The sequence below is a fragment of the Campylobacter sp. BCW_6461 genome, assembly GCF_001762735.1.
GTDB lineage: Bacteria > Campylobacterota > Campylobacteria > Campylobacterales > Campylobacteraceae > Campylobacter_D > Campylobacter_D jejuni.
In genome coordinates, this window is the sequence record NZ_MJXJ01000010.1 from 185,690 (window position 1) to 206,961 (window position 21,272).

General features: G+C 29.2%; 17 protein-coding genes and 6 pseudogenes. 15 read left to right on the top strand and 8 right to left on the bottom strand.

What is annotated here, in order from left to right; genetic code table 11:
* Positions 1 to 2: 2 nt before the first annotated feature.
* Positions 3 to 743: a 5-oxoprolinase subunit PxpB gene (gene pxpB, locus AJ882_RS02150; RefSeq protein ID WP_002867874.1), complete on the top strand. Its 741-nt coding sequence runs from the start codon at positions 3 to 5 to the stop codon at positions 741 to 743.
* Positions 724 to 1,689: a biotin-dependent carboxyltransferase family protein gene (locus AJ882_RS02155; RefSeq protein WP_002858255.1), complete on the top strand. Its 966-nt coding sequence runs from the start codon at positions 724 to 726 to the stop codon at positions 1,687 to 1,689. Before pxpB ends, AJ882_RS02155 begins: the two co-directional genes overlap by 20 nt.
* Here AJ882_RS02155 and AJ882_RS02160 read toward each other — a convergent pair.
* A complete protein-coding gene (locus AJ882_RS02160; RefSeq protein ID WP_002867873.1) occupies positions 1,686 to 2,582 on the bottom strand; it encodes a DMT family transporter in 897 nt (298 codons plus the stop codon). The two genes, AJ882_RS02155 and AJ882_RS02160, sit on opposite strands and share 4 nt — an antisense overlap.
* Positions 2,583 to 2,614: 32 nt before the next feature.
* Positions 2,615 to 3,193 carry an NAD(P)H-dependent oxidoreductase gene (locus tag AJ882_RS02165; protein ID WP_002867872.1) on the bottom strand — a complete coding sequence of 193 codons (579 nt, stop codon included), beginning with the start codon at positions 3,191 to 3,193 and terminating at the stop codon, positions 2,615 to 2,617.
* A 99-nt stretch (positions 3,194 to 3,292) separates the two neighbouring features.
* Between AJ882_RS02165 and rrpA the strand changes: the two genes are divergently transcribed.
* Together rrpA and AJ882_RS09185 are read left to right on the top strand one after the other, a co-directional pair.
* Positions 3,293 to 3,640, top strand: coding sequence for a MarR family transcription factor RrpA (rrpA, locus tag AJ882_RS02170; RefSeq protein WP_002867871.1), 348 nt, complete (start codon positions 3,293 to 3,295; stop codon positions 3,638 to 3,640).
* Positions 3,628 to 4,078: pseudogene (locus tag AJ882_RS09185) on the top strand (lipocalin family protein). Before rrpA ends, AJ882_RS09185 begins: the two are co-directional and overlap by 13 nt.
* Before the next feature lies 1 nt (position 4,079).
* Here the strand turns inward: AJ882_RS09185 and AJ882_RS02185 are convergent.
* Positions 4,080 to 5,156 (bottom strand): NAD(P)-dependent alcohol dehydrogenase, encoded by a 1,077-nt coding sequence (locus AJ882_RS02185; protein WP_002855313.1) that lies wholly within the window; start codon positions 5,154 to 5,156, stop codon positions 4,080 to 4,082.
* Positions 5,157 to 5,285: 129 nt separating this feature from the next.
* On the opposite strand from AJ882_RS02185, the gene hsdR reads away from it, so the two are divergent.
* From hsdR to AJ882_RS02210, 5 genes and pseudogenes are all read left to right on the top strand, one after another.
* Complete coding sequence (gene hsdR, locus AJ882_RS02190) at positions 5,286 to 7,595, top strand: EcoAI/FtnUII family type I restriction enzme subunit R (protein ID WP_014517299.1); 2,310 nt, start codon at positions 5,286 to 5,288, stop codon at positions 7,593 to 7,595.
* Positions 7,596 to 7,598: 3 nt separating this feature from the next.
* Positions 7,599 to 9,930, top strand: a pseudogene (locus AJ882_RS02195) (AAA family ATPase).
* Entirely contained in the window at positions 9,920 to 11,128 is a 1,209-nt protein-coding gene (locus tag AJ882_RS02200; protein ID WP_079254359.1) for a restriction endonuclease subunit S, read from the top strand. Before AJ882_RS02195 ends, AJ882_RS02200 begins: the two are co-directional and overlap by 11 nt.
* Positions 11,129 to 11,247: 119 nt before the next feature.
* On the top strand, positions 11,248 to 12,318 hold the full coding sequence (locus tag AJ882_RS02205; protein WP_011049997.1) for a Fic family protein: 1,071 nt from the start codon (positions 11,248 to 11,250) through the stop codon (positions 12,316 to 12,318).
* Positions 12,319 to 13,803 carry a type I restriction-modification system subunit M gene (locus AJ882_RS02210; RefSeq protein WP_011049998.1) on the top strand — a complete coding sequence of 495 codons (1,485 nt, stop codon included), beginning with the start codon at positions 12,319 to 12,321 and terminating at the stop codon, positions 13,801 to 13,803.
* Positions 13,804 to 13,880: 77 nt separating this feature from the next.
* On the opposite strand, the pseudogene AJ882_RS02215 reads toward AJ882_RS02210, so the two are convergent.
* The 4 genes and pseudogenes from AJ882_RS02215 to AJ882_RS02230 form a co-directional block, all read right to left on the bottom strand.
* Positions 13,881 to 14,258: pseudogene (locus tag AJ882_RS02215) on the bottom strand (carboxymuconolactone decarboxylase family protein); the annotation flags it as partial.
* 193 nt (positions 14,259 to 14,451) lie between these two features.
* A complete protein-coding gene (locus tag AJ882_RS02220) occupies positions 14,452 to 14,871 on the bottom strand; it encodes a cupin domain-containing protein (protein ID WP_002901921.1) in 420 nt (139 codons plus the stop codon).
* 57 nt (positions 14,872 to 14,928) lie between these two features.
* Positions 14,929 to 16,104, bottom strand: coding sequence for an MFS transporter (locus AJ882_RS02225; protein WP_002924228.1), 1,176 nt, complete (start codon positions 16,102 to 16,104; stop codon positions 14,929 to 14,931).
* A gap of 175 nt (positions 16,105 to 16,279) precedes the next feature.
* Positions 16,280 to 16,861 (bottom strand): annotated as a pseudogene (locus AJ882_RS02230) (NAD(P)-dependent oxidoreductase).
* Between AJ882_RS02230 and AJ882_RS02235 the strand changes: the two are divergent.
* The 5 genes and pseudogenes from AJ882_RS02235 to acr3 form a co-directional block, all read left to right on the top strand.
* Positions 16,848 to 16,952: pseudogene (locus tag AJ882_RS02235) on the top strand (winged helix-turn-helix transcriptional regulator); the annotation flags it as partial. The pseudogenes AJ882_RS02230 and AJ882_RS02235 sit on opposite strands and share 14 nt — an antisense overlap.
* A 109-nt stretch (positions 16,953 to 17,061) precedes the next feature.
* Positions 17,062 to 18,009 carry an organoarsenical efflux permease ArsP gene (gene arsP / locus AJ882_RS02240; protein ID WP_002867862.1) on the top strand — a complete coding sequence of 316 codons (948 nt, stop codon included), beginning with the start codon at positions 17,062 to 17,064 and terminating at the stop codon, positions 18,007 to 18,009.
* 9 nt (positions 18,010 to 18,018) lie between these two features.
* On the top strand, positions 18,019 to 18,336 hold the full coding sequence (locus tag AJ882_RS02245; protein ID WP_002858914.1) for an ArsR/SmtB family transcription factor: 318 nt from the start codon (positions 18,019 to 18,021) through the stop codon (positions 18,334 to 18,336).
* Positions 18,333 to 18,755, top strand: coding sequence for a low molecular weight phosphatase family protein (locus AJ882_RS02250; RefSeq protein WP_002787630.1), 423 nt, complete (start codon positions 18,333 to 18,335; stop codon positions 18,753 to 18,755). The genes AJ882_RS02245 and AJ882_RS02250 overlap by 4 nt, the downstream gene beginning before the upstream one ends.
* A complete protein-coding gene (acr3, locus tag AJ882_RS02255; protein WP_002858915.1) occupies positions 18,749 to 19,792 on the top strand; it encodes an arsenite efflux transporter Acr3 in 1,044 nt (347 codons plus the stop codon). Before AJ882_RS02250 ends, acr3 begins: the two co-directional genes overlap by 7 nt.
* Here acr3 and AJ882_RS02260 read toward each other — a convergent pair.
* Positions 19,787 to 20,215: pseudogene (locus AJ882_RS02260) on the bottom strand (MerR family transcriptional regulator). The gene acr3 and the pseudogene AJ882_RS02260 overlap by 6 nt on opposite strands.
* A gap of 78 nt (positions 20,216 to 20,293) precedes the next feature.
* Here AJ882_RS02260 and AJ882_RS02265 point away from each other — a divergent pair.
* The coding region (locus tag AJ882_RS02265) for a cache domain-containing protein (protein WP_186820453.1) at positions 20,294 to 21,272 on the top strand (979 nt) is incomplete at its 3' end.

Here is a 21,272-nt window from a genome sequence, read left to right on the forward strand (position 1 = left end):
CAATGTTTAGTGTGCATTTTAGTGGAAGTAAAGCTTTGCTTTTGCGTTTTGAGCAAGAAATTTCACCTCAAATCAATGCCTATGTTTTAAGCACAGAACAAAGGATACAAAAAGCCCTAAAAGAAGGTGAAATTTATGGTATTGATGAGTTGGTAAGTACTTATGCAAGTTTGTTGATATACTTTAATCCTTGCGTGCTTTCTTTAAATTCTTTGCTTGATTTTTTGGAAAAAATTAAAAAGGATATCAAACTTACGGAGCAAAACTCAAGTCTTTGTATAGAAGTTCCACTTTGTTATGATGAAGAATTTGGGCTGGATTTAGAATTTGTGTGCAAACACAATCAAATTTCAAAAGAAGAGCTTATATCTCTTCACACTAAACCTTATTATCTTGTTTTTATGCTAGGTTTTATGGCAGGTTTTCCTTATCTTGGAGGTTTAGATGAAAGACTTTTTACCCCACGCCTTTCAAGCCCTAGAGCAAAAATAGAAGCTGGAAGCGTAGGCATAGCCGATAAACAAACAGGAGTTTATCCTATATCAAGCCCAGGGGGTTGGCAAATCATTGCTAGAACACCTTTGGAATTTTTTGATAAAGAAGATGAAAAAAATCCCACTCTTTTAAAAGCGGGTATGTTTTTAAAATTTAAAGCCATTTCAAAAGATGAATTTTTCGATATCCAAGAGCAAGTTGCTAAAAAAGTCTATCAAAAGGAAATTTATGAGTATAAAAATCATTGAAGCGTCTATAAATTCAAGTTTGCAAGACTTTGGTAGAAAAAAATTTGCTAAATTTGGCATAGCAAGAAGTGGAGCTATGGATGAAGATGCTTTAAGAATGGCAAATATCTTGCTTGGAAACAAACAAGATGAAGCAGGAATTGAGCTTTGTTTAAAGGGTGGAAAATACGAATTTTTAGATGAGAATTATTTTGTTTTAAGTGGAGCTGAATTTGAGGCAAAGCTTGATAATCAAAAAATCAAAACTTGCAAAGTATATCAAGCAAATAAAGGCGATATTTTAGAACTTGATTTAGCAAAAATAGGTTTTCGTGGGTATTTATGCGTAGCGGGTGGCTTTGAAGTAAAAAGTTTTTTAAACTCTAAATCCAGTGATGCTAAAATGGGAGCTGGAGTTTTTGAAGGAAGAGCTTTGCAAAAAGATGATATTTTAAATACTCATAATACTTTTATACCTTTTAATTTAGAAGCTAGAGAATGTGAAAACCCTCTTTTTAAAAGCCCTAAAGAGCCTATTATACGCGTTATTTTAGGAACAAATGAAGATGCTTTTACCCAAAAAGGCATAGAAACCTTTTTAAATACTACTTATAAAGTAGGTTTAAAAAGCGATAGAATGGCAATTTATGCAGAATCTAGTGAAAGTATAGAGCATAAAAACTCAGCAGATATCATCTCAGATCCTGCAGTTTTTGGAAGCATACAAGTGCCAAAAAGTGGTATTCCTATCATTTTAATGGCAGGAAGACAAAGCACAGGAGGCTATACAAAAATAGCCACGGTTATAGAAAATGATCTAAGCTTACTCGCACAAGCTAAGTTAGGTTCTAGCTTTAAATTTCAAAGCATTAGCATGCAAGAAGCCTTAGAACTTTATAAACAAAGAGAAATGAAATTTAAAGCTATGGATCAAAAAATCAATCTTGATTTTGAAAATTTAATCTAAGCTTTTTTACCATAAATATTGATAAAATATATAGCACCTATAGCCAAGGCACAACCTAACAAGGTAAGTGCATTTGGCACCTCGTCTAGTATAAAATAACTGCAAATTAAAGCACTAGCAGGAGTGATTAAAACAAAAGAATTTGCCTTAACGCTTCCTAAAATGTGAATCCCATAATAATAAATACTAGTTCCTATAATAGTTGATAAAAAAGCCACGACAAACATACTGATCCAAAATTTAAATTCAAAATGAAAAATTTCATAACTTTTTACATCAAACAATACCCAAGAAAACATTAAAACAGAAATGAGATTAATATAAAAGTTAATCGCCAAAGGGTGAGCTCCTTTGGCTTTATGATTAAACACTGCTATCAAAGCCCAAATAAAAGAACAAGTTAAAAATAAAATATTAAATTTACCAAATAAATCTTCTAAACTCCCTAAATTTAGCAAACAAAATCCAGATAATAAACCTAAAAATAAGCCTAGAATTTCACTCTTTGTGATCTTGTGAGTTGATTTTTTGTTTTTTTGAAAAAATATCGCTATCATAAATATCAAATAAGAAAAAATAGGAATCATAGTGGTTACTAAAACTCCTCCTTTGCCTGCCAAGCCGTGCTTTATAGCGATAAAAAATACAAAGGCATAAAGCCCATTTAAAACTCCTGCTATCAATACCCATTTTAAGGCAGTTTTTTCGATTTTAAGAGGAATTTTTAAGAAGTTTAAAACAAAAAATGAACCCAATACAACAAAGAAAAAACGCCAAAAGGTAATAATAGAAGTATCCGTATAATTTACTAAAATCTTAGATGTTGGCCAAGATGAGCCCCATAAAAACATAGCAATAACAAGCAAGATATACAAATACTTTGTTCGAGTCAATGTTACACCTTGAAATTTTTAAGTCAAATTTTTTAAAAAATTTTTTTCAAGTGTAGTTCATACTCGTTTAGATATTTTTCCACTTGAGGATTTTTTACCACATCATTACACATAAAAGTTGGTAAAGCTTTCATACCTATAAATTCATGAGCCTTATGCAAATGCCAATACACCATATCTACACCCTTTCCTTCAAAAAATTCATTTTTATCATTAAAGGCTTCAAGAGGTGCATTCCAAGTGAGAGAAAACATGTATTTTTTACCATGATCTAAACCACCTTTTCCATAGTTTTTACTAGGATTTTCATGAGTTCTTCCATCATTTTTAAAAAGCACTCCAGCACCCAAACCAAACACTTCATCGATATATTTTTTAACTATCCAAGGCTCGCCCATCCACCAAGCTGGCATTTGATAGATCACAGCATCAGCTTTTATAAATTTTTGTATCTCTTCTTTAGGATCATATCCTTGATCTATGTGAGTTTGATCTACTTCGTATCCTAATGTTTTTAAAATTTCTAAAGCATGATTATGCAATGTCAAATTAAGCTGTCCTTTTGAACTTCCAAATTCTTTAGCACCATTAAGCAAGAGTATATTTTTCATTTTTATCCTTTTTTAAATTTTATGATACAATTATAACTTAGCATAATATCATTTTCAATACAGAAAATAAAGTAATATACTATACTAAAGGAATGTTAAATGACTAAAGAGAATTCTCAGTGCAATTTCGAAGAATGTGGATTTAACTATACTCTAGCATTAATTAATGGAAAATATAAAATGAGTATTTTATACTGCTTATTTCGCTATGAAATCGTACGTTATAATGAACTCAAACGCTTTTTAAGCTCCATATCTTTTAAAACTTTAACCAATACCTTAAGAGAACTAGAAAACGATGGTTTAATTATCAGAAAAGAATACGCTCAAATTCCACCCAAGGTAGAATATAGCTTATCCAAACGTGGACAAAGTTTAATTCCCATTTTACAAGCTATGAGCAAATGGGGCAAGAAAGACAAAAAAGGGAAAAAATGCTTGAATTAATTGGCGAACTTTCTTTGCAAAATTATATGGGAGAATGGCTTGAAATGGCTAGAAAACCGGCCTTTTTTCAAAAATCTTGCCTAAATTCAAAGGCAAAATACGAGCTTAAATACAAAAATGGCATTCCTTATGTAGAAATTGAGAATTTTTGCAGTAAAAAAATGAAATTTCAAGTATAAAGGGTAAGGCAAAAATCGTTTCAAATAGGCAATTAGCAGTGAGATTTAACATCTTTATGAACCTTTTTAATAAAGTAAATTATGAAATCATTTTTGTTGATAGCGAGTATAAAGTTGCCATTGTGGGTAGTCCTGATAAAAAATATCTTTGGATTTTAGCAAGAAATATAATAGATGAAAAAAATATAAAAGAGCTTTTAAACATCGCTAAGCAAAAAGGGGATTTGACATTAGCGATGTGGTTTTTGATAAGTATTAAATTATTCTTTTGTCATATCAATGACATAGCGAAATTTAGCCTTTCCTGAGGTTAGATTTTCATAAGCTTTATCGATTTCTTGTGGGGTGATAAGCTCGGTTTCTGGATAAATTTCATGTTTTAAAGAAAAATCAAGCATTTCTTGAGTTTCTGCGATCCCGCCGATTAGCGAACCATAGACTTTTTTACCCGCTTTATGTACAAAGGTTATCACGCTGATACTTGGAGCAACTTCGTGAGGTGGCAAACCCACTATCGCCATTTCACCGCCAAATTTAAGCAAATCCATATAAGTACTAGGATCATAAGGAGTTGGGATGGTAGAGATGATAAGATCAAAGCGTTCTTTTACAGCATTTTTATCTGTGCTTGTATAAAAAGAACTCACGCCCATAGCCAAAGCATCGGCTTTTTTGTTTTCATTTCTAGCAAAAACGCTAACCTTTGCACCCATTTTAACAGCATATTTAACCGCCATCATACCAAGTCCGCCAAATCCCGCTACTGCTACGCTTGAGCCTTCTTTGATATTTGAAAATTTAAGCGGAGAATAAGTGGTAATTCCTGCACAAAGCAAAGGCGCGACTTTTTCCATCGGTGCATCTTTTGGCACACAAACGGCAAATTTTTCACTTACAACTATGTTGTTTGAGTAGCCCCCATAAGTGTTTTCATTGCCATGAAATACATCACAACTATTGTAAGTAAAGATGGTTTTGCCATTTTCGCAAAACTGCTCTTGTGAGCGTTTGCAAGCATCGCACTCACCGCATGAATTTACCATACAACCAACCCCTGCGTAATCTCCTACTTTAAATTTACTCACATTTTTACCCACAGCGATAACTTCTCCTGCTATCTCATGCCCAGGCACGCAAGGATAAGTAGCTTCTCCCCACTCGCTTCTTGCGGTGTGAATATCGCTATGACAAATGCCTGCATATAGGATTTTAATCAAAATATCATTATCGCCAATAGCATGGCGACTAAATTCAAAGGGTGTAAATTTCGCATCCTTGCTAAGCATTGCATAGCCTTTACTTGCGATGCGATTGTTTTCTAAAATTTTGTATTGCATTTTTGCTCCTTTTTTGATTTTTTATAATTATAAAACATTAGAGTAGCTATAAGTCAAGAGTGAAAATAATTTTTTAAAAATTAGTATAAATGCTATAATTATAAAATTTAATTTCACTTTGGGGTAAAAATGCAAAATTTGTATTCAGAAGATGATACTAGAGTAAAATTTATAGATGCAAAGCTTTATGATAGTTCTTGGAATGAAGAAAATATAAAAAGAAATTATTATTTTACAGATGGTAGAAAGCTTTTAGGTGGTAAAAGAGCACAAAGAAAATTTGCAGATTATTTGCTTAGATATGAAGGAAACAACCTTGCTATAATAGAAGCTAAAAAATTTAGTAAAGATCCTTTAGATGGTTTATCTCAAGGCATAGAATATGCAAAAATTTTAAATGTGCCTTTTGTATATAGTAGCAATGGAGAAAAAATTTATGAATACGATATAAGAAATCATAGTGGTAAATATATAGATAAATTCCCAAGTCCTAAAGAGCTTTTTGATAGGATTTATGGCAATGTCAAAGAATGGCAATACAGGCTTTTAACCCAAAATGTTATGTATATTCCGCAAAAAGAATTAAGATATTATCAAAAAATAGCCATAGACAAAGTCATAGAAGCTATTATAAATAACAAAAATAGAATTTTACTCACTCTTGCTACAGGCACAGGAAAAACAACCATAGCTTTTAATTTGTGCTATCGTTTGCTTGAAGCTAGATGGAATAAAGAAAACAAAGATCAAAAGCCTAAAATACTATTTTTATGTGATAGAGTGAGCTTAAGAGATCAAGCCTTAGGAGAATTTAATCCTATAGAAAGTGATTGTAAGGCAATTAGTGCTGAAGAAATAAAGAAAAATGATGGAAAAATCATAACAAATGCAAATATTTTCTTTGGAATTTATCAAAGCTTAGCCGCAAATTCAAAAGAACAAGAAAACATCCAAGAAGAACAAGAGAGCAAATTTTATCTTCAATACCCAAAAGATTTTTTTGATCTTATCATCATAGATGAGTGCCACAGAGGTGGAGCAAACGAAGAAGGAAGCTGGAGAGCTGTGCTTGAGTATTTTTCTTATGCGACTCAGCTTGGTTTAACCGCTACTCCAAAAAAAGAAGAAAATATAGACACTTATGAGTATTTTGGTGAGAGTGTTTATGATTATAGTCTTAAAAGTGGTATTGAAGATGGATTTTTAACCCCTTATAAAGTCAAACTCATAAAAACAACTTTGAGTGATGGTTATACTTACAATCCTGATGATTTGATACAAGGTGAGCTTGAAAAAGGCTTTTATAAACAAAGTGAGTTTGAAAGAAATATCTTTTTACCAAACTATAATGACTTTATCGCTAAGAAAATTTTAGAGCTTATAAATCCTATGGATAAAACCATAATTTTTTGTGTAAATCAAGCTCATGCAAATGAAGTAAAAAGAGCTATAGATAAATATAAAAGTGTTAAAAGAGATGATTATTGTGTAAGAGTTACGAGTGATGAAGGTAAAATAGGGCTTGATTATCTAAAATTGTTTCAAGATAATGATAAAAGCTATCCTGTCATACTTACTAGCTCTAAAATGCTCACAACTGGAGTGGATGCAAAAAATGTGCGAAATATAGTATTGCTAGCAAATATAGGTTCTATGGTGGAATTTAAGCAAATTATCGGGCGTGGCACTAGGGTTTATGAAGGCAAAGACTTTTTTACCATACTTGATTTTGTCGGTGCGACTAAGCTTTTTTATGATCCAAAATGGGATGGTGAAAAAATAGAAGAATTAAAAGAGCAAGATGAAAAAGAAAAAATCACTAAAGAGCATATAAAACAAACAAAAGAAGAAAGCAAAGAAAAAAAGAGCGTAACCATACACTTAAAAGGCACAAAACTTAAGGTTTTAGATATCACAACTACTTATGTAGGAGCACAAGGTAAGCCACTTAGCACTAAGGAGTTTTTGGAATTTTTGATAGGAAAGCTTGGTGAGTATTATGATGATGAAGCAAAATTGCGTGAAATTTGGAGTGATCAAAAAAATAGAGAAAGATTTTTAAAAGCCCTTGCAAATGATGGAGTAGATGAAAATGCTTTAAAAGATCTAAGAGAAATTTTTCAAAAAGATTGTGATATATACGATGTTTTAGCGCATTTAAGCTTTAATGCCGAGATAAAAACAAGGCAAGAGCGTGTTTTACAAGTAGAAAATGGTGAGTTTTTAAAACGCTTTCAAAAAGAAAAGGCTATAAAATTTATAGAATTTTTACTAAATAGATATCAAGAATACGGCATAAAAGATTTTGATGATGGCTTAAAACCACTTATAGAACTTAGTTCTTTGGGTAATGTAAGAGAATTGGCCGATGAATTTGGTGGCTTAGAAATTCTAAAACAAAGCTTTGATGATTTACAAAGGGAGATTTATGCGAGGTAAAAAATGAAAATTTTAAAATTTAATGAAATAAATTTTGGCTCTTATAAAAATTTTAAATGGGGTAATAATCTTGAAGAATTTAAAACAATTAATATTTTTTATGGTAGAAATTATTCAGGTAAAACTACACTTTCAAGGATAGCTAGAAGTTTTGAGCTTAAAAAACATAATGAAGATTTTTTGGATGGAAATTTTAAAATAAAACTAGAAGATGGTAGTTTTTTAACCCAAAATGATGTTATAAATTCTAATCTAGATATTAGAGTTTATAATAGTGATTTTGCAAAGGAAAATTTAAATTATTTATATGATAAAAAAGGAAATATAAAAGGTTTTAAAAGTATAGGTGTGGAGCAAAAAGATATAAAAGAAAGTATTGAAAAAAGAAAGGAAATTTTAAAAACAAGAAATGAAAAATTAAAAGATATACAAGCCAATCGGGAAAATATTTCTAAAACACAACAAGCTAAAATAAAAACTTTAAACGAAAAGCTTATAGATAAAGCTAAGTTAGTAAAAAGTGAACCAAATTTAATAAAACAGGGCAGTAATTATGATAAAAGAAATTTAGAAAATGATTTAATAGAAATTAAAGATAATATAAATGCTTATATTCTTAACAATGAAGAACAAAATCAACTTATAAAAATCTTAGAAGATAAAGAAAAACAAAATATAATTTTCAAAAATACTTTTAATAAAGATAATTTTCAAGGTATTTTCACATATTCATTAAAGATTCTTGAAAAAGAAGTTATCATTAAAGAAAATTTAACAAGCGAATTGAGAAAATGGCTAGAAGAGGGTTTGGAATTTCACAAAGAGCATTCATTTACACAGCAATGTAAATTTTGCAATAACCCTTTAACACTAGAAAGAATAGCTTGGATTGAAAATAACATAAAAGATGATAGCGGAGAAAAAGAACAAATTGAAAAAGAATTAAAAGATTTACTAGATAATTTTGAAAGCTATAAGCTAGAATCAAAAAAATTATTGCTAGGTATTGAATATGAAAATTTTTATTCTAACTATAAAGATATTTTTATTGGCTTGAAAGAACAGCTAGGAGTAAGTATTGCAAATTACAACGAAGAGTTGTTAAAAATAGAAAAAAAATTAACAAAAAAGAAAAAAGATGTTTTTACCCCTATGAAATTAGAAAACATAAATGATTTTTCAGATGAGATATTGCAGATATTAAATAAAATTGAAAATTTATGTAAAGAAAATAACGAATACGCAAAAAATTTATTATCAAAGCAAGATGAAGCAAGAAAAAAACTAAGACTAAATGAAGTAGCAAAATTTGCTAAAGATAGTGATTGTTTTGCTAAACAAGATGAAATTAAAAACTTAGGCCAAAAACTAAGCAATATGCAAAGTACTATTGAGACAGAAAAAAATGAAATAAATAACTACAACCTTGAAATAGAAAAATATAAAGAAAAACTTAGTAATCTAGAAACCTCTACAAGCAATATAAACAAATATTTAAAATCATATTTTGGACATAATATGCTAGAGTTAAAAGTAAAAAAAGATGACAAAGGACAATTAAATGGAGAATTTGAGATTTTAAGGAATGGCAAACAAGCTAAGAATTTAAGTGAGGGTGAGTGTAGTTTGGTAGCCTTTTGCTATTTTGTGGCAAGTTTGGAAGATGCAAAAACTAAAGATAAAAATCCTATAATATGGATAGATGACCCTATCTCTAGCCTAGATAACAATCATATATTTTTTATCTTCTCTTTAATAGAAGCTAAAATTGCAAAAAAGATTAAAGATAACAAATATTCTCAACTTTTTATATCAACGCATAATTTAGATTTTCTAAAATACCTAAAAAGTTTAACAGGATACGATAAAAATGATAAAAAAAGTTTTATGTATTTGATAGAAAAAACAAACAATAGTGATATTAAAATTTTACCTGATTATATTCGTAAGTATGTAACTGAATTTAATTATCTATTTGAGCAAATTTTTAAAAACTATAACAACACAAATATTACTATAGATTCATATTATAGTCTGGCAAATAATATTAGAAAATTTTTAGATACTTATATGTATTTTAAATATCCAAATAATGATAGTCTAATGACAAAATATTATATTTTTTTTTGGAGAAGAGAATGCTATTTTAATTAATAGAGTAATTAACGAATTTTCTCATTTAGAAAATATTGAAAGAGCCAAAATGCCTTTAGATTTATTAGAAATACATAAAGTTATTAATATTATTATTGAAAATATTAAAAATAAAGACAAAGAACAATTTGAGGCATTATTAAAAAGCCTTGATATAGAAGAAAATGACAATGCAAAATAAAATGACAAATTTACCACAGGGTTGGGAAGTTAAAAAGCTTGAAGAAATTGCAAATATCAAAGGAGGTAAAAGACTTCCCAAGGGTAAAAATTTATTAGACAATAATACAAAATTTGCTTATATAAGAGTTGCGGATTTTCAGGACAATGGGACTATAAATTTACAAAATATTAAATTTATCAATGAAAACACTTACAATGTTTTAAAAAATTATAAAATTTATGATGATAATCTATATATTAGCATTGCTGGAACTATTGGAAAAAGCGGTATTATCCCCAAAGAATTAAACGGAGCCATTCTAACAGAAAATGCTGTAAAGCTAGAATATATTCAAAACAATATTTCCAATAAATTTATGTATTTTTTTACATTATCAAATATATTTAAAACACAAATACAAACTTCTACAAAAATAGTTGCTCAACCAAAATTGGCAATTACAAGATTAAAACAAATTCAAATCCCACTACCGCCGCTCAAAGAGCAAGAAAGGATAGTGGGAATTTTAGATGAGAGTTTTGCAAAGATAGATGAGAGTATAAAAATCTTAGAGCAAGATTTGCTAAATTTAGATGAGTTAATGCAAAGCGCCTTGCAAAAAGCTTTCAATCCATTAAAAGACAATGCTAAAGAAAACTATAAACTCCCACAATCTTGGGAATGGAAAAGCTTAGAAGAGATTAGCGAAAATATTTCTGCGGGTGGAGATAAGCCAAAAAACTGCACAGAAAGTAAAACTGCCAAAAATCAAATCCCTGTTTATGCAAATGGTGTAAATAATAATGGTTTAGTTGGATATACAGATAAAGCTACCATTATAAAACCTTCTTTAACTATATCTGCTAGAGGAACAATAGGTTTTGTTTGCATTAGAAAAGAACCTTATTTTCCTATTGTAAGGCTTATTTCTTTAATTCCTTGTGAAAATATATTATGCTTACATTATTTATATTTTTGTTTGAATTTTTTTATAGCAAAAGGTGAAGGTTCTAGTATTCCGCAACTTACTATACCAAAATTTAAATCCCTACAAATCCCCCTACCCCCACTCAAAGAGCAAGAGCAAATCGCAGAGCATTTAGATTTTGTCTTTGAAAAGGCAAAGGCTTTAAAAGAACTTTACACTAAAGAGCTAAAAGATTATGAAGAGCTTAAGCAATCCTTGCTTAATAAAGCTTTTAAGGGAGAATTATAATGTTAAAAAATTTGCCAAATTTTAACACATTGGCTTGATATGTTAAAAATTTTTGATTTTTTTAACATATTTTTTTATAATGTTAAAATTTTTAGAAAAAATTAACATATTGGAAAATTATGAAAGAATTTATACCTCAAAAATTGCCTTTAAATATAGAATTAAATGCAAATATTTATAGTCTTATCATTAAAGCTTCTAGAAAATTAGCAGAGTTAAATGGACTTAGTAAAAGCATACCAAATCCAAGTATTTTAATCAATGCTTTGATTTTGCAAGAAGCAAAAGATTCAAGTGAGATAGAAAATATCATCACAACACATGATGAACTTTTTTTATCACGAGTTGATGAAAACAAACTCACAAGAGCAGCAAAAGAAGTGAAAGATTATGAAAGTGCTTTGAAAAAAGGATATGAGTTATTAAAAAAAGAGCAGTTATTAAGAAATGCACATATTTTAGAAATTCAAAAAAGATTAGAAAGAAATAATGCAGGTTTTAGAAAACAAAGTGGAACTATGCTTAAAAATCCTATTACAGGAGAAATAAAACACATACCACCCCAAAATCCTAATAATATACAAGAACTTATGAGAAATTTAGAACTATACATTAACGATGATAGTTTAGATGAATTTGATTTTTTAGTAAAGATGGCAATTATACATTATCAATTTGAAAGCATTCATCCTTTTTATGATGGCAATGGCAGAACGGGTAGGATTATAAATATACTTTATTTAGTATATAAAGGACTTTTGGATTTTCCTATTTTATATCTTAGTGCTTACATAGTAAAAAATAAAGATGAGTATTATAAGCTTTTGCAAAAAGTGCGTGATGAAGGGGATATTTTAAAGTGGATAGAATACATACTTAAAGGCATAGAGCAAACCGCTGTAAAAACTATTGAAACTATTATTAAGATAGAAAAAATGATGTCTAATGTAGGTGAAATTTTACAAAATAAAACGAATTTTTATAGTAAAGATTTTGTGGAGCTTTTGTTTTCTCATCCTTATACAAAGATAGATTTTTTAATAAAAAAATTAGACATTTCAAGACAAAGTGCTTCAAAATATCTTAAAATTTGTGAAAATTTAGGAATATTAGAGTGTATTAAAATGGGTAGAAGTAATTATTATATAAATATAGAACTTTTAAGACTTTTTAGAAAAGGAATTTTTTAAATGCAAAATAAAGTCGATAAAATCACAGATATTCTAAGAAGAGATGATGGCATAAGTGGTGCTATGCACTATACAGAGCAGATTGGCTGGATACTTTTTTTAAAATTTTTAGATGATTATGAGACAAATTTAAAAGATTTAGCGTTTTTAGATGGCAAAGATTATAAAAGCATTTTGCAAGAAAAATTTAGTTGGAGTGTTTGGGCAGCGCCTAAAAAAGATGGCAAACTTGATGTAAAAAATGCTTTAAGTGGATCGGATTTGCTTGAATTTGTAAATAAAGAGCTTTTTCCTTATCTTAAAAATTTTAAAAATAATGATGATTTTAAAAGTATAGAGTATAAAATCGGTGGAATTTTTGAATTTATAGACAATCGCATAGCAAATGGACATACTTTAAGAGAAGTGATAAATATCATTGATGAGATTAGTTTTAATAAAGAAGATGAAGTATTTGCCTTAGGTGAAGTTTATGAAAAACTTCTAAAAGATATGGGTAGCGATGGTGGAAATAGTGGAGAATTTTACACCCCTCGTCCTTTGATAAAGGCTATGGTGGAAGTAATAGATCCTAAACCAAAAGAAAGAATTTATGATCCTTCTTGTGGTAGTTGTGGATTTTTAGTTGAGAGTTTTTTACATATTTTATATAAAGATAGAACCAAAGGCAAAAAAGCAAATTTAAGCGTAGAAGAGCTTGAATTTTTAAAAAATGATGCTCTTTTTGGTAAAGAAAAAACTCCGCTTAGCTACGCAATGGGCGTGATGAATATGATCTTGCACGAGGTAAAATCTCCAAATATCATCAAAACAAACACTCTAAATAAAAAAATCACAGACATAACCCAAAGCGAAAAATACGAAGTGATTTTGGCAAATCCACCCTTTGGAGGTAAAGAAAAAGAACAAATTCAAGAAAATTTTCCTATAAAATCAAACGCTACTGAACTTTTGTTTTTACAACACATTTTAAAATCTTTAAAAAACAACGGAAGATGTGCGATCATCGTGCCTGAAGGTGTGCTTTTTCAAAATTCAAATGCCTTTGTGAGTGTAAAAAAAGATTTACTAGATGATTTTAATTTAGAATGCGTTTTGAGTTTGCCAAGTGGGGTATTTTTGCCTTATAGTGCTGTTAAGACTAATGTGCTTTTTTTCTCTAAAGGTAAAAAATGTATTTGTGAAGGCGATGGAGTTTATTACTACGAACTTATACCGCCTTATAAACTTACTAAAAACAAGCCTTTAGAATACACACATTTTAAAGAATTTCTAAAGTGCTACAAAGAAAGAAAAATCACTGCTAATTCTTGGCTTGTTAGCAAAAAAGAGCTTGAAGAAAGAAATTATGATTTAAGTGCTAAAAATCCAAATGTAAAAGAAGAAAAAATCCTAAAAACTAGTGAAGAGATTTTAAATTCTTTAGAAGAAAATCTAAAAATACAACAAGAATATCTAAATGAGCTTAAAAGCATACTAAAATGATTGCAAGTTTTTTGATAAAAACTAATTTACAAATAACTTCTAAGCTCAATTTACAATAAATATTTATTGCTTGCATTCTACTTTTTAATATCATCAAGCAAATTTAGGGCATTTAAAGCCTTTGGATAGCCAATATATGGAATAAGAGCTGCAATGATATTTAGCAAATCTTTTCTACTTTGCCCCATGTTAAGATTGCCTTGTATGTGAGCTTTTACTTGATTGTCTAGCCCACCAAGTGAGATAAGATATACAAGGGTTAAAAGCTCCCTAGTTTTTAGATCAAGCCCCATGCGTGTATAGTAGTCTCCAAAACAATTCGCACTCAAAAAATCATTTATAAAAGCTTTATCTTCTGGGGTAGATTCTATCATTTTAGTGATATTAGCTTCACCAAAAATAGTATTTTGTATTTCCCTACCTTTTATTTTGCGATTTTCTTGCGTAGTAGTGTCTTTCATCACTTGCAAAAAGTTGATCCTTTTTTTACTTCTCCTAAGAGTTTTTCAAAATTTTCTCTTGCTTTTTGTCTTAATTGCATGGTTTTATCCTTTGTGATTTTTAAAGTTTATAAAAAAGAGCATTTAAAATACTCCAAAAAAACATAAAAGTTTTTATAAAATTTTTATGTTTTATTTACAAATTTCTTTACTCTCTTGCTTCTTTTAAGGCATTTTCATATTCTTCATCGCTAACAAGCTCAAGCCATTCTACATTTTTACCCTCTTTCTCGCCTGTAAGTGCTATGTGTGCTCCACTACTTGTATTAGTTGCACCATGAAAATGCTTTACTCCTATAGGACAGCTTATGACATCGCCTTTTTTAGCTATAAAGGCTTTTTGGCCTGGAACTTTTGTGATGATTTCACCCTCTGTTACGATTAAGGTTTGTCCTTGAGGATGAGTATGGCATGCACTTCTAGCACTGACTTCAAATTCAACTAAAGCCCCACTAAAATTTCTCCACTCATTTGATTTAAACATCATAGAAACTTTTACATTTTTGCTAAAAAATTTACTATCACCTTTAAAACTTCCATGAATTCCTGCTTTTTCTAATTCTTGCATTTTACCTCATTTTTTAGTATTATAAAACATGAGAGCTACTCTAAGTCAAGTAAAAATTTAAAATCTTAATTTCATTTTTTCTATCCTACTTCTTACAAAAATCATGATAATTCCTAAAATCAACAAAACAATAGTATTTACGATAATATAACGCGTATCGCTCAAAGAAATCACAAGTCCACAAATAGCAGTTCCGGTGCTTAATCCTATATTGGCCACGCTTATAAAAAGTCCATTGCTAAAATTAGCAGCCTTTGGAAAGGGATAACTTATCATAAAATGCGTGCCGTTATTCATCACACCTGCTAAAATTCCTAATATAAAGGCAAATATTATAAGTATAATTTCACTATAAAAACTAAAAAGTAAAATATAAAATCCTATCATAATTAAAGGTGTTAAAATCAAAGTAAAATTTGCGTTTTTAACAAGGGTCTTTCCGGCTATATAATTGCCTATAATATTTGAAAAACCATAAATAGCCAATACAATACTAATTAAAGTAAAATTCATCTTTCCTACACTATGTAAGAAATCAGAAAAATAAGAGTAAAAACCCCAAATTCCAGCATTTATACAAATAACACAAAGTATGCTAATCCATAAAAGTGGGTATCTTAAAATAAGCAATTGTTTGCTTATTTTTACAGAATTTACTTTTTTAAAATCAGGAACAAAAAATAAAGTTGCTATAAAAGATAAGGTATTTAAAAATACAAAAAATAACATTGCCATTTTAAAACTAAAATTTCCACCAAAATAACTAGTCATAGGTACACCCAAAACCATTCCAGCACTAACTGCTGCAAAAATCTTAGCTGTAGCTTTTGGAATTTCTTTCTTATCTTCGACCAAATTTGCAACCATACTTAGAGCAAGAGCTATATAAATAGGATGAAAAAAAGCAGGAATAGCTCTTAAAATAAGCAATTGCCAAAATTCACTCACAAAAGCAGAAGTTAACGAGCTTAAGATAAACACAGCTAAACAAATAAGCATAAGTTTTTTAGGATTGAAATTTGCACAAAGCAGGGGGACAATAGGGGCGCAAAAAGTTATCACGAGTGCAAAAATACTCGCACACCAACCCGCATCTGAAATACTTACACTGAAATTTTGAGAAACAATAGGAATTATACCCATCATCCCTAGTTCTGTGCTCAAAATCCCAAATACCCCTAAACAAAATACTAGAATAATTTGAGTACTTGAAGCTTTATTTAAATTTTTCATTTTATCCTTTCAATTAATATTTTTAAAAGTATAAAAGATGAGAGTAGGTCTAAGTCAATAACCTAAAATAAAAATATTTATCTATATTAAATAAAATCTTTAGAAAAATTTGAAACTTCAAAATAAGCATTTAAAAGAAATAAAAGATGCCTTAAAAGCATAAGGCATCTTTTATTTATAGGCTTATTACTCCAATGCGTGTGTTTTCATAGCAAGAATTAAGCACTATGTCTATCATAGCACTAGCATAATCACTATAGCTGATTTTACTTTCATTGTTGGCATTAATTTCAAATTTTTCACCTATGATTTTATAATGATTGGTTTTTGGAAGTTCTGGTGAAAAATAGCAGATGTGCTCACATATACCCATTTAAAGCCTTTTTCATTACGTAAAAATTTCCAATACTTCTGCACTTGCTTTAGCTATATCCAAATACTCTTTAAGAAAATCAGGTATATCCATAAGTCTTGTAGTATGATTTTCATCCATATACAAACTTCCAATACCCCATATAACAAATAATTTAGCCTTGCTTCCTTGCAAAATTTTACTCAAGCATTCTATGTGCTTTTTATGTAAGCTTAATTTTTCCCATTCTCCAAAAGCGTCGATAATAATATCAAAATCTATCAGATCTTTAAAATCAAGCTCAAAAAGATCTTTTTGCGCTATTTTAGCTTGAGGTAAAAATTCATTCATTTTAGAGTTATTGCGTATAAAACATACTGGTTCTAAATTTCTGATCAAACGCAAAGTTTACGCAGAAATTCCTCCAATAGTTGAATACTTACTTATATCTTTAGGCAATAGTTTAGAATCCATCTTAAAAAGTCTTGAGAATTAGGGAAATAGCTATAAAATATCGTTTAAGAAACAAATTAATATATCAATATATATTGATATATTAATTTATATATGTTATATTTTTGGAAATATTTTTAAAAGGATAAAAAATGCAGTCTTTTTTAAATACTTTCAAAGAGTTTTTATATCTATTTACTGAGCTTTCTGTACTTTTTATAGCTATTTCTTTTTTAGTTTCTATTATCAATCAAAAATACGAAGGAATTTTTAAAAAACAACTTGCTGGTGATAAAATTTCAAGTTATTTTAAAGCTATATTTTTAGGTGCTTTAACGCCATTTTGTTCCTGTTCTACCATACCGCTTTTAAGAGCTTTTTTGGAAGCGAAAGTAAAACTTAGCGTAGCTTTAGCTTATCTTTTTACTTCACCTCTTATTAATCCTATCATTTTTTCCATGCTTTTTATAACTTTTGGTTTAAAGTTAAGTTTGACTTATGTGGTTTTTTTGGTATTTTTGATATTTATTGTTTCTTTTGTTTTTTCCAAATTTAAGGAAGAGAGTTTTTTAAAACATATCCCTAAAAATACAAAATCAAATATTTTTACCCAAACCACTCACAATCCTAGCAATTTTATTTTTAAACAAAAATCATGCTGTGCAAATACTCAAGATAAGCCTAAAAATATAACGATAAACTATAAAGAATTATTCAAAGAAAGTTTGAAAAATTATAAAAAATTATTACCCTATATCGTTGTGGCAGTTTTTATCGGTGCTTTTATTCATGGTTTCATTCCTCAAGAAATTTTACAAAAATACCTAAATGGGAATGAAATTTTAAGCATTGTATTAGCGGCTTTTTTAGGAATTTTCCTTTATTTAAGAGTAGAAACTATTATTCCTATAGGCTTAGCACTTTTGCAAATGGGAATTTCCCAAGGAGTGATTATGAGTTTTTTAATCGCTGGTGCTGGATGTTCTTTACCTGAGCTTATTTTACTCAAACAAATGTTTAAAATAAAATTTTTATTTTTATTTGTTATGATTATTTTAGGCGTGGCTATATCTTTTGGAATTTTTATTAATTTAATTTAAGGAAATAAAATGCAAAAATTTTTAACCATTATTTCAGCAATCAATGATGAAAGTAGGGTTTTGATTTTGCATCATCTTTTAAGATACAAAGAACTTTGTGTTTGTGATCTACAAGAGCTCTTAAACATGGGTCAATCAAGACTTTCAAGACATTTAAAAATTTTAAAAGATGCAGGATTTTTATATGTCAAGCGTAAGGGAACTTGGGCGTATTATGGTATCAACAATGAGCTTTTAAAACTGCATTCTGACCTTTTTGAAAATATTAAAAATCTAGATATTGACAACATAGTTTTAGAACAAAACACTTGCGAGAACGATAAATGAAACTTGCATTTATTTGTATTCACAATAGCTGCCGTTCTCAAATGGCAGAAGCACTAGCTAGGCATAAAGCTGAAAAAATGGGCATAGATATCGAAGTATTTTCCGCAGGAAGCGACACTTCTAAGGGTGTAAATTCACAGGCTATAAGACTTATGCGTGAAATTTATCAAATCGATATGAAAAAGCATTATTCTAAACTCATTGATTCTTTGCCTCAAAATTTAGACATAGTCGTAAGTATGGGTTGTGGCGTGGCTTGTCCTAGCTTAAAATCAAGGTATTATTTTGATTTTGGATTAAAAGATCCTAGCGGAAGTTATGATGATGAATTTAGGAAAATAATTCAAATTTTAGATTATAAAATAACAGCTCTTTTACAAGCCATAAAGACAAATTCTCTTAAGGACTTTACATGTTAGGTTTTATCGATAGATTTCTCACGCTTTGGATATTTTTAGCTATTTTTTTGGGTTTAATTTTAGGTATCATTTTCCCCAATATCGCTTTATTTTGGAATTTATTTGAGTACAAGTCTGTAAATGTAGTATTGACTTTATGTCTTATTTTGATGATGTATCCGCCTTTGGCTAAGGTTGATTATGCAAAGCTTTCAAAGGTATTTGATTCTAAAAAAGTTATCTTGCTTTCTATGATTTTAAATTGGTTTATAGGCCCTTTGCTTATGTTTATCTTAGCTTTTATTTTCTTAAAAGACGAGCCTTTATATATGCAAGGAGTTATCATCATCGGCTTGGCAAGATGTATCGCAATGGTGGTGGTATGGAGCGATTTAGCAAAAGGTGATAGAGAATACACCAGTGCTTTAGTAGCGATGAATAGCATTTTTCAAATTTTATTTTTTTCCACTTTGGCTTATATTTATCTGGATTTTTTACCAAAATTACTAGGTCAAAGCACTTTAGCTACAAGTTTAGATATAGATTTTTCAGCTCTAAGTAAAAATGTTTTGATTTATTTAGGAATTCCTTTTTTAATGGGCTTTATAACAAGAACCCTACTTTTAAAATACAAAAGCAAACGATGGTACGAAAATACCTTTTTACCTAAAATCAGCCCTATAACTCTTATCACCCTGCTAGCAACTATTATCATTATGTGTTCTTACAAAGCAAATGAAGTATTTCACCTGCCTTTAGAAGCTTTAAAAATAGCCTTTGTTTTGACTTTGTATTTTATCTTCATGTTTTTTCTAACTTGGTTTATTTCTAAGAAAAATCATCTTTCTTATCCTAAAACTTGTTCTTTATGCTTTAGTGCTAGTGGAAATAACTTTGAATTAGCTATAATCATTTGCATTGCTACTTTTGGGCTTCACTCAGAACAAGCTTTTGCAAGCATTATAGGCCCCTTAGTAGAAGTTCCTGTACTTATCTTACTTGTAAAATGGGCATTAGGCAAAAGTTTAAATTCTAAAAAAATGAATCAAGCCTCATGATTCTTTACAAAACTTATCGCAAGGTTGATAGTCCTTGCTTTCTGGATTAAACCCATCGACTTCATTTGCAAGCATTTCTTCATAAATTTTTATCTTTTTGCTTAAAACTTTTTCACTTTCTTTTAATGTTTTAATCTGGTTTTGTAATTTTTTCTTTGTTTGCTTTAACATCTCTTGTCTCTCTTTGGCAGTTTTTATACCCAAAGAGCAAAGTTTTATATAATGTTTGATTTGTTCTATTGGCATACCTGAAATTCGAAACCATTCTATCCATTTTGCCCATTCTATATCGCTTTTTGAAAAATATTTCACACTATTTTCATCTTTTTGAACAAAAGGAAACAAACCTTTTTAGCCCAAAATCTTAAAGTATGAGCACTAATTTTTGTTTCTTTTTCTACCTCTTTTCATAGTATAAGCCATATTTTCTCCTTTTTAAAATAAAAATAAAAATTTATTTTTATTTTTTTGTGATAAAATAATAGCCAAATTATTAGTTTTATACTAAAAATAACAAAAATTAAAAGGAAAATAATGAATAGTATTAAAATCAAACTTTCTCTCATTGCAAATTTAATTGCAATTTTTGCCTTAATTGTTCTAGGTATTGTAAGTTTTTATTTTACAAAAACCTCACTATATGAAAGCACTCTTAAAAATCAAACTGATCTACTTAAAGTCACACAATCTACCGTTGAAGATTTCCGTTCCACAAATCAATCTTTTACTAGAGCTTTAGAAAAAGATATCGCGAACTTACCTTATCAATCTTTAATCACTGAAGAAAATATTATTAACAATGTTGGTCCAATATTGAAATATTATCGTCATAGTATAAATGCACTAAATGTTTATTTAGGTTTAAACAATGGAAAAGTTTTACTTAGTCAAAAATCTAATGATGCAAAAATGCCTGAATTACGTGATGATTTAGATATAAAGACAAAAGATTGGTATCAAGAAGCTTTAAAAACAAATGATATTTTTGTTACACCAGCATATTTAGATACAATTTTAAAACAATATGTAATAACGTATTCTAAAGCTATTTATAAAGATGGCAAAATCATAGGAGTACTGGGTGTCGATATACCATCAGAAGATTTGCAAAATTTAGTTGCAAACACTCCTGGAAATACTTTTTTATTTGATCAAAAAAATAAAATATTTGCAGCAACCAATAAAGAATTATTAAATCCATCCATTGATCATTCTCCTGTTCTAAATGCATATAAACTCAATGGTGATAACAACTTCTTCTCTTATAAGCTAAATAATGAAGAAAGACTTGGAGCTTGTACTAAAGTCTTTGCTTATACAGCTTGTATTACCGAAAGCGCTGATATTATAAATAAACCTATATTTAAAGCAGCATATATACAAGTTATAGCCTTAATTGTTATGATATCTATTAGCATCATCCTCCTTTATTTCATCGTATCAAAATACCTCTCCCCACTTGCAGCTATCCAAACAGGTT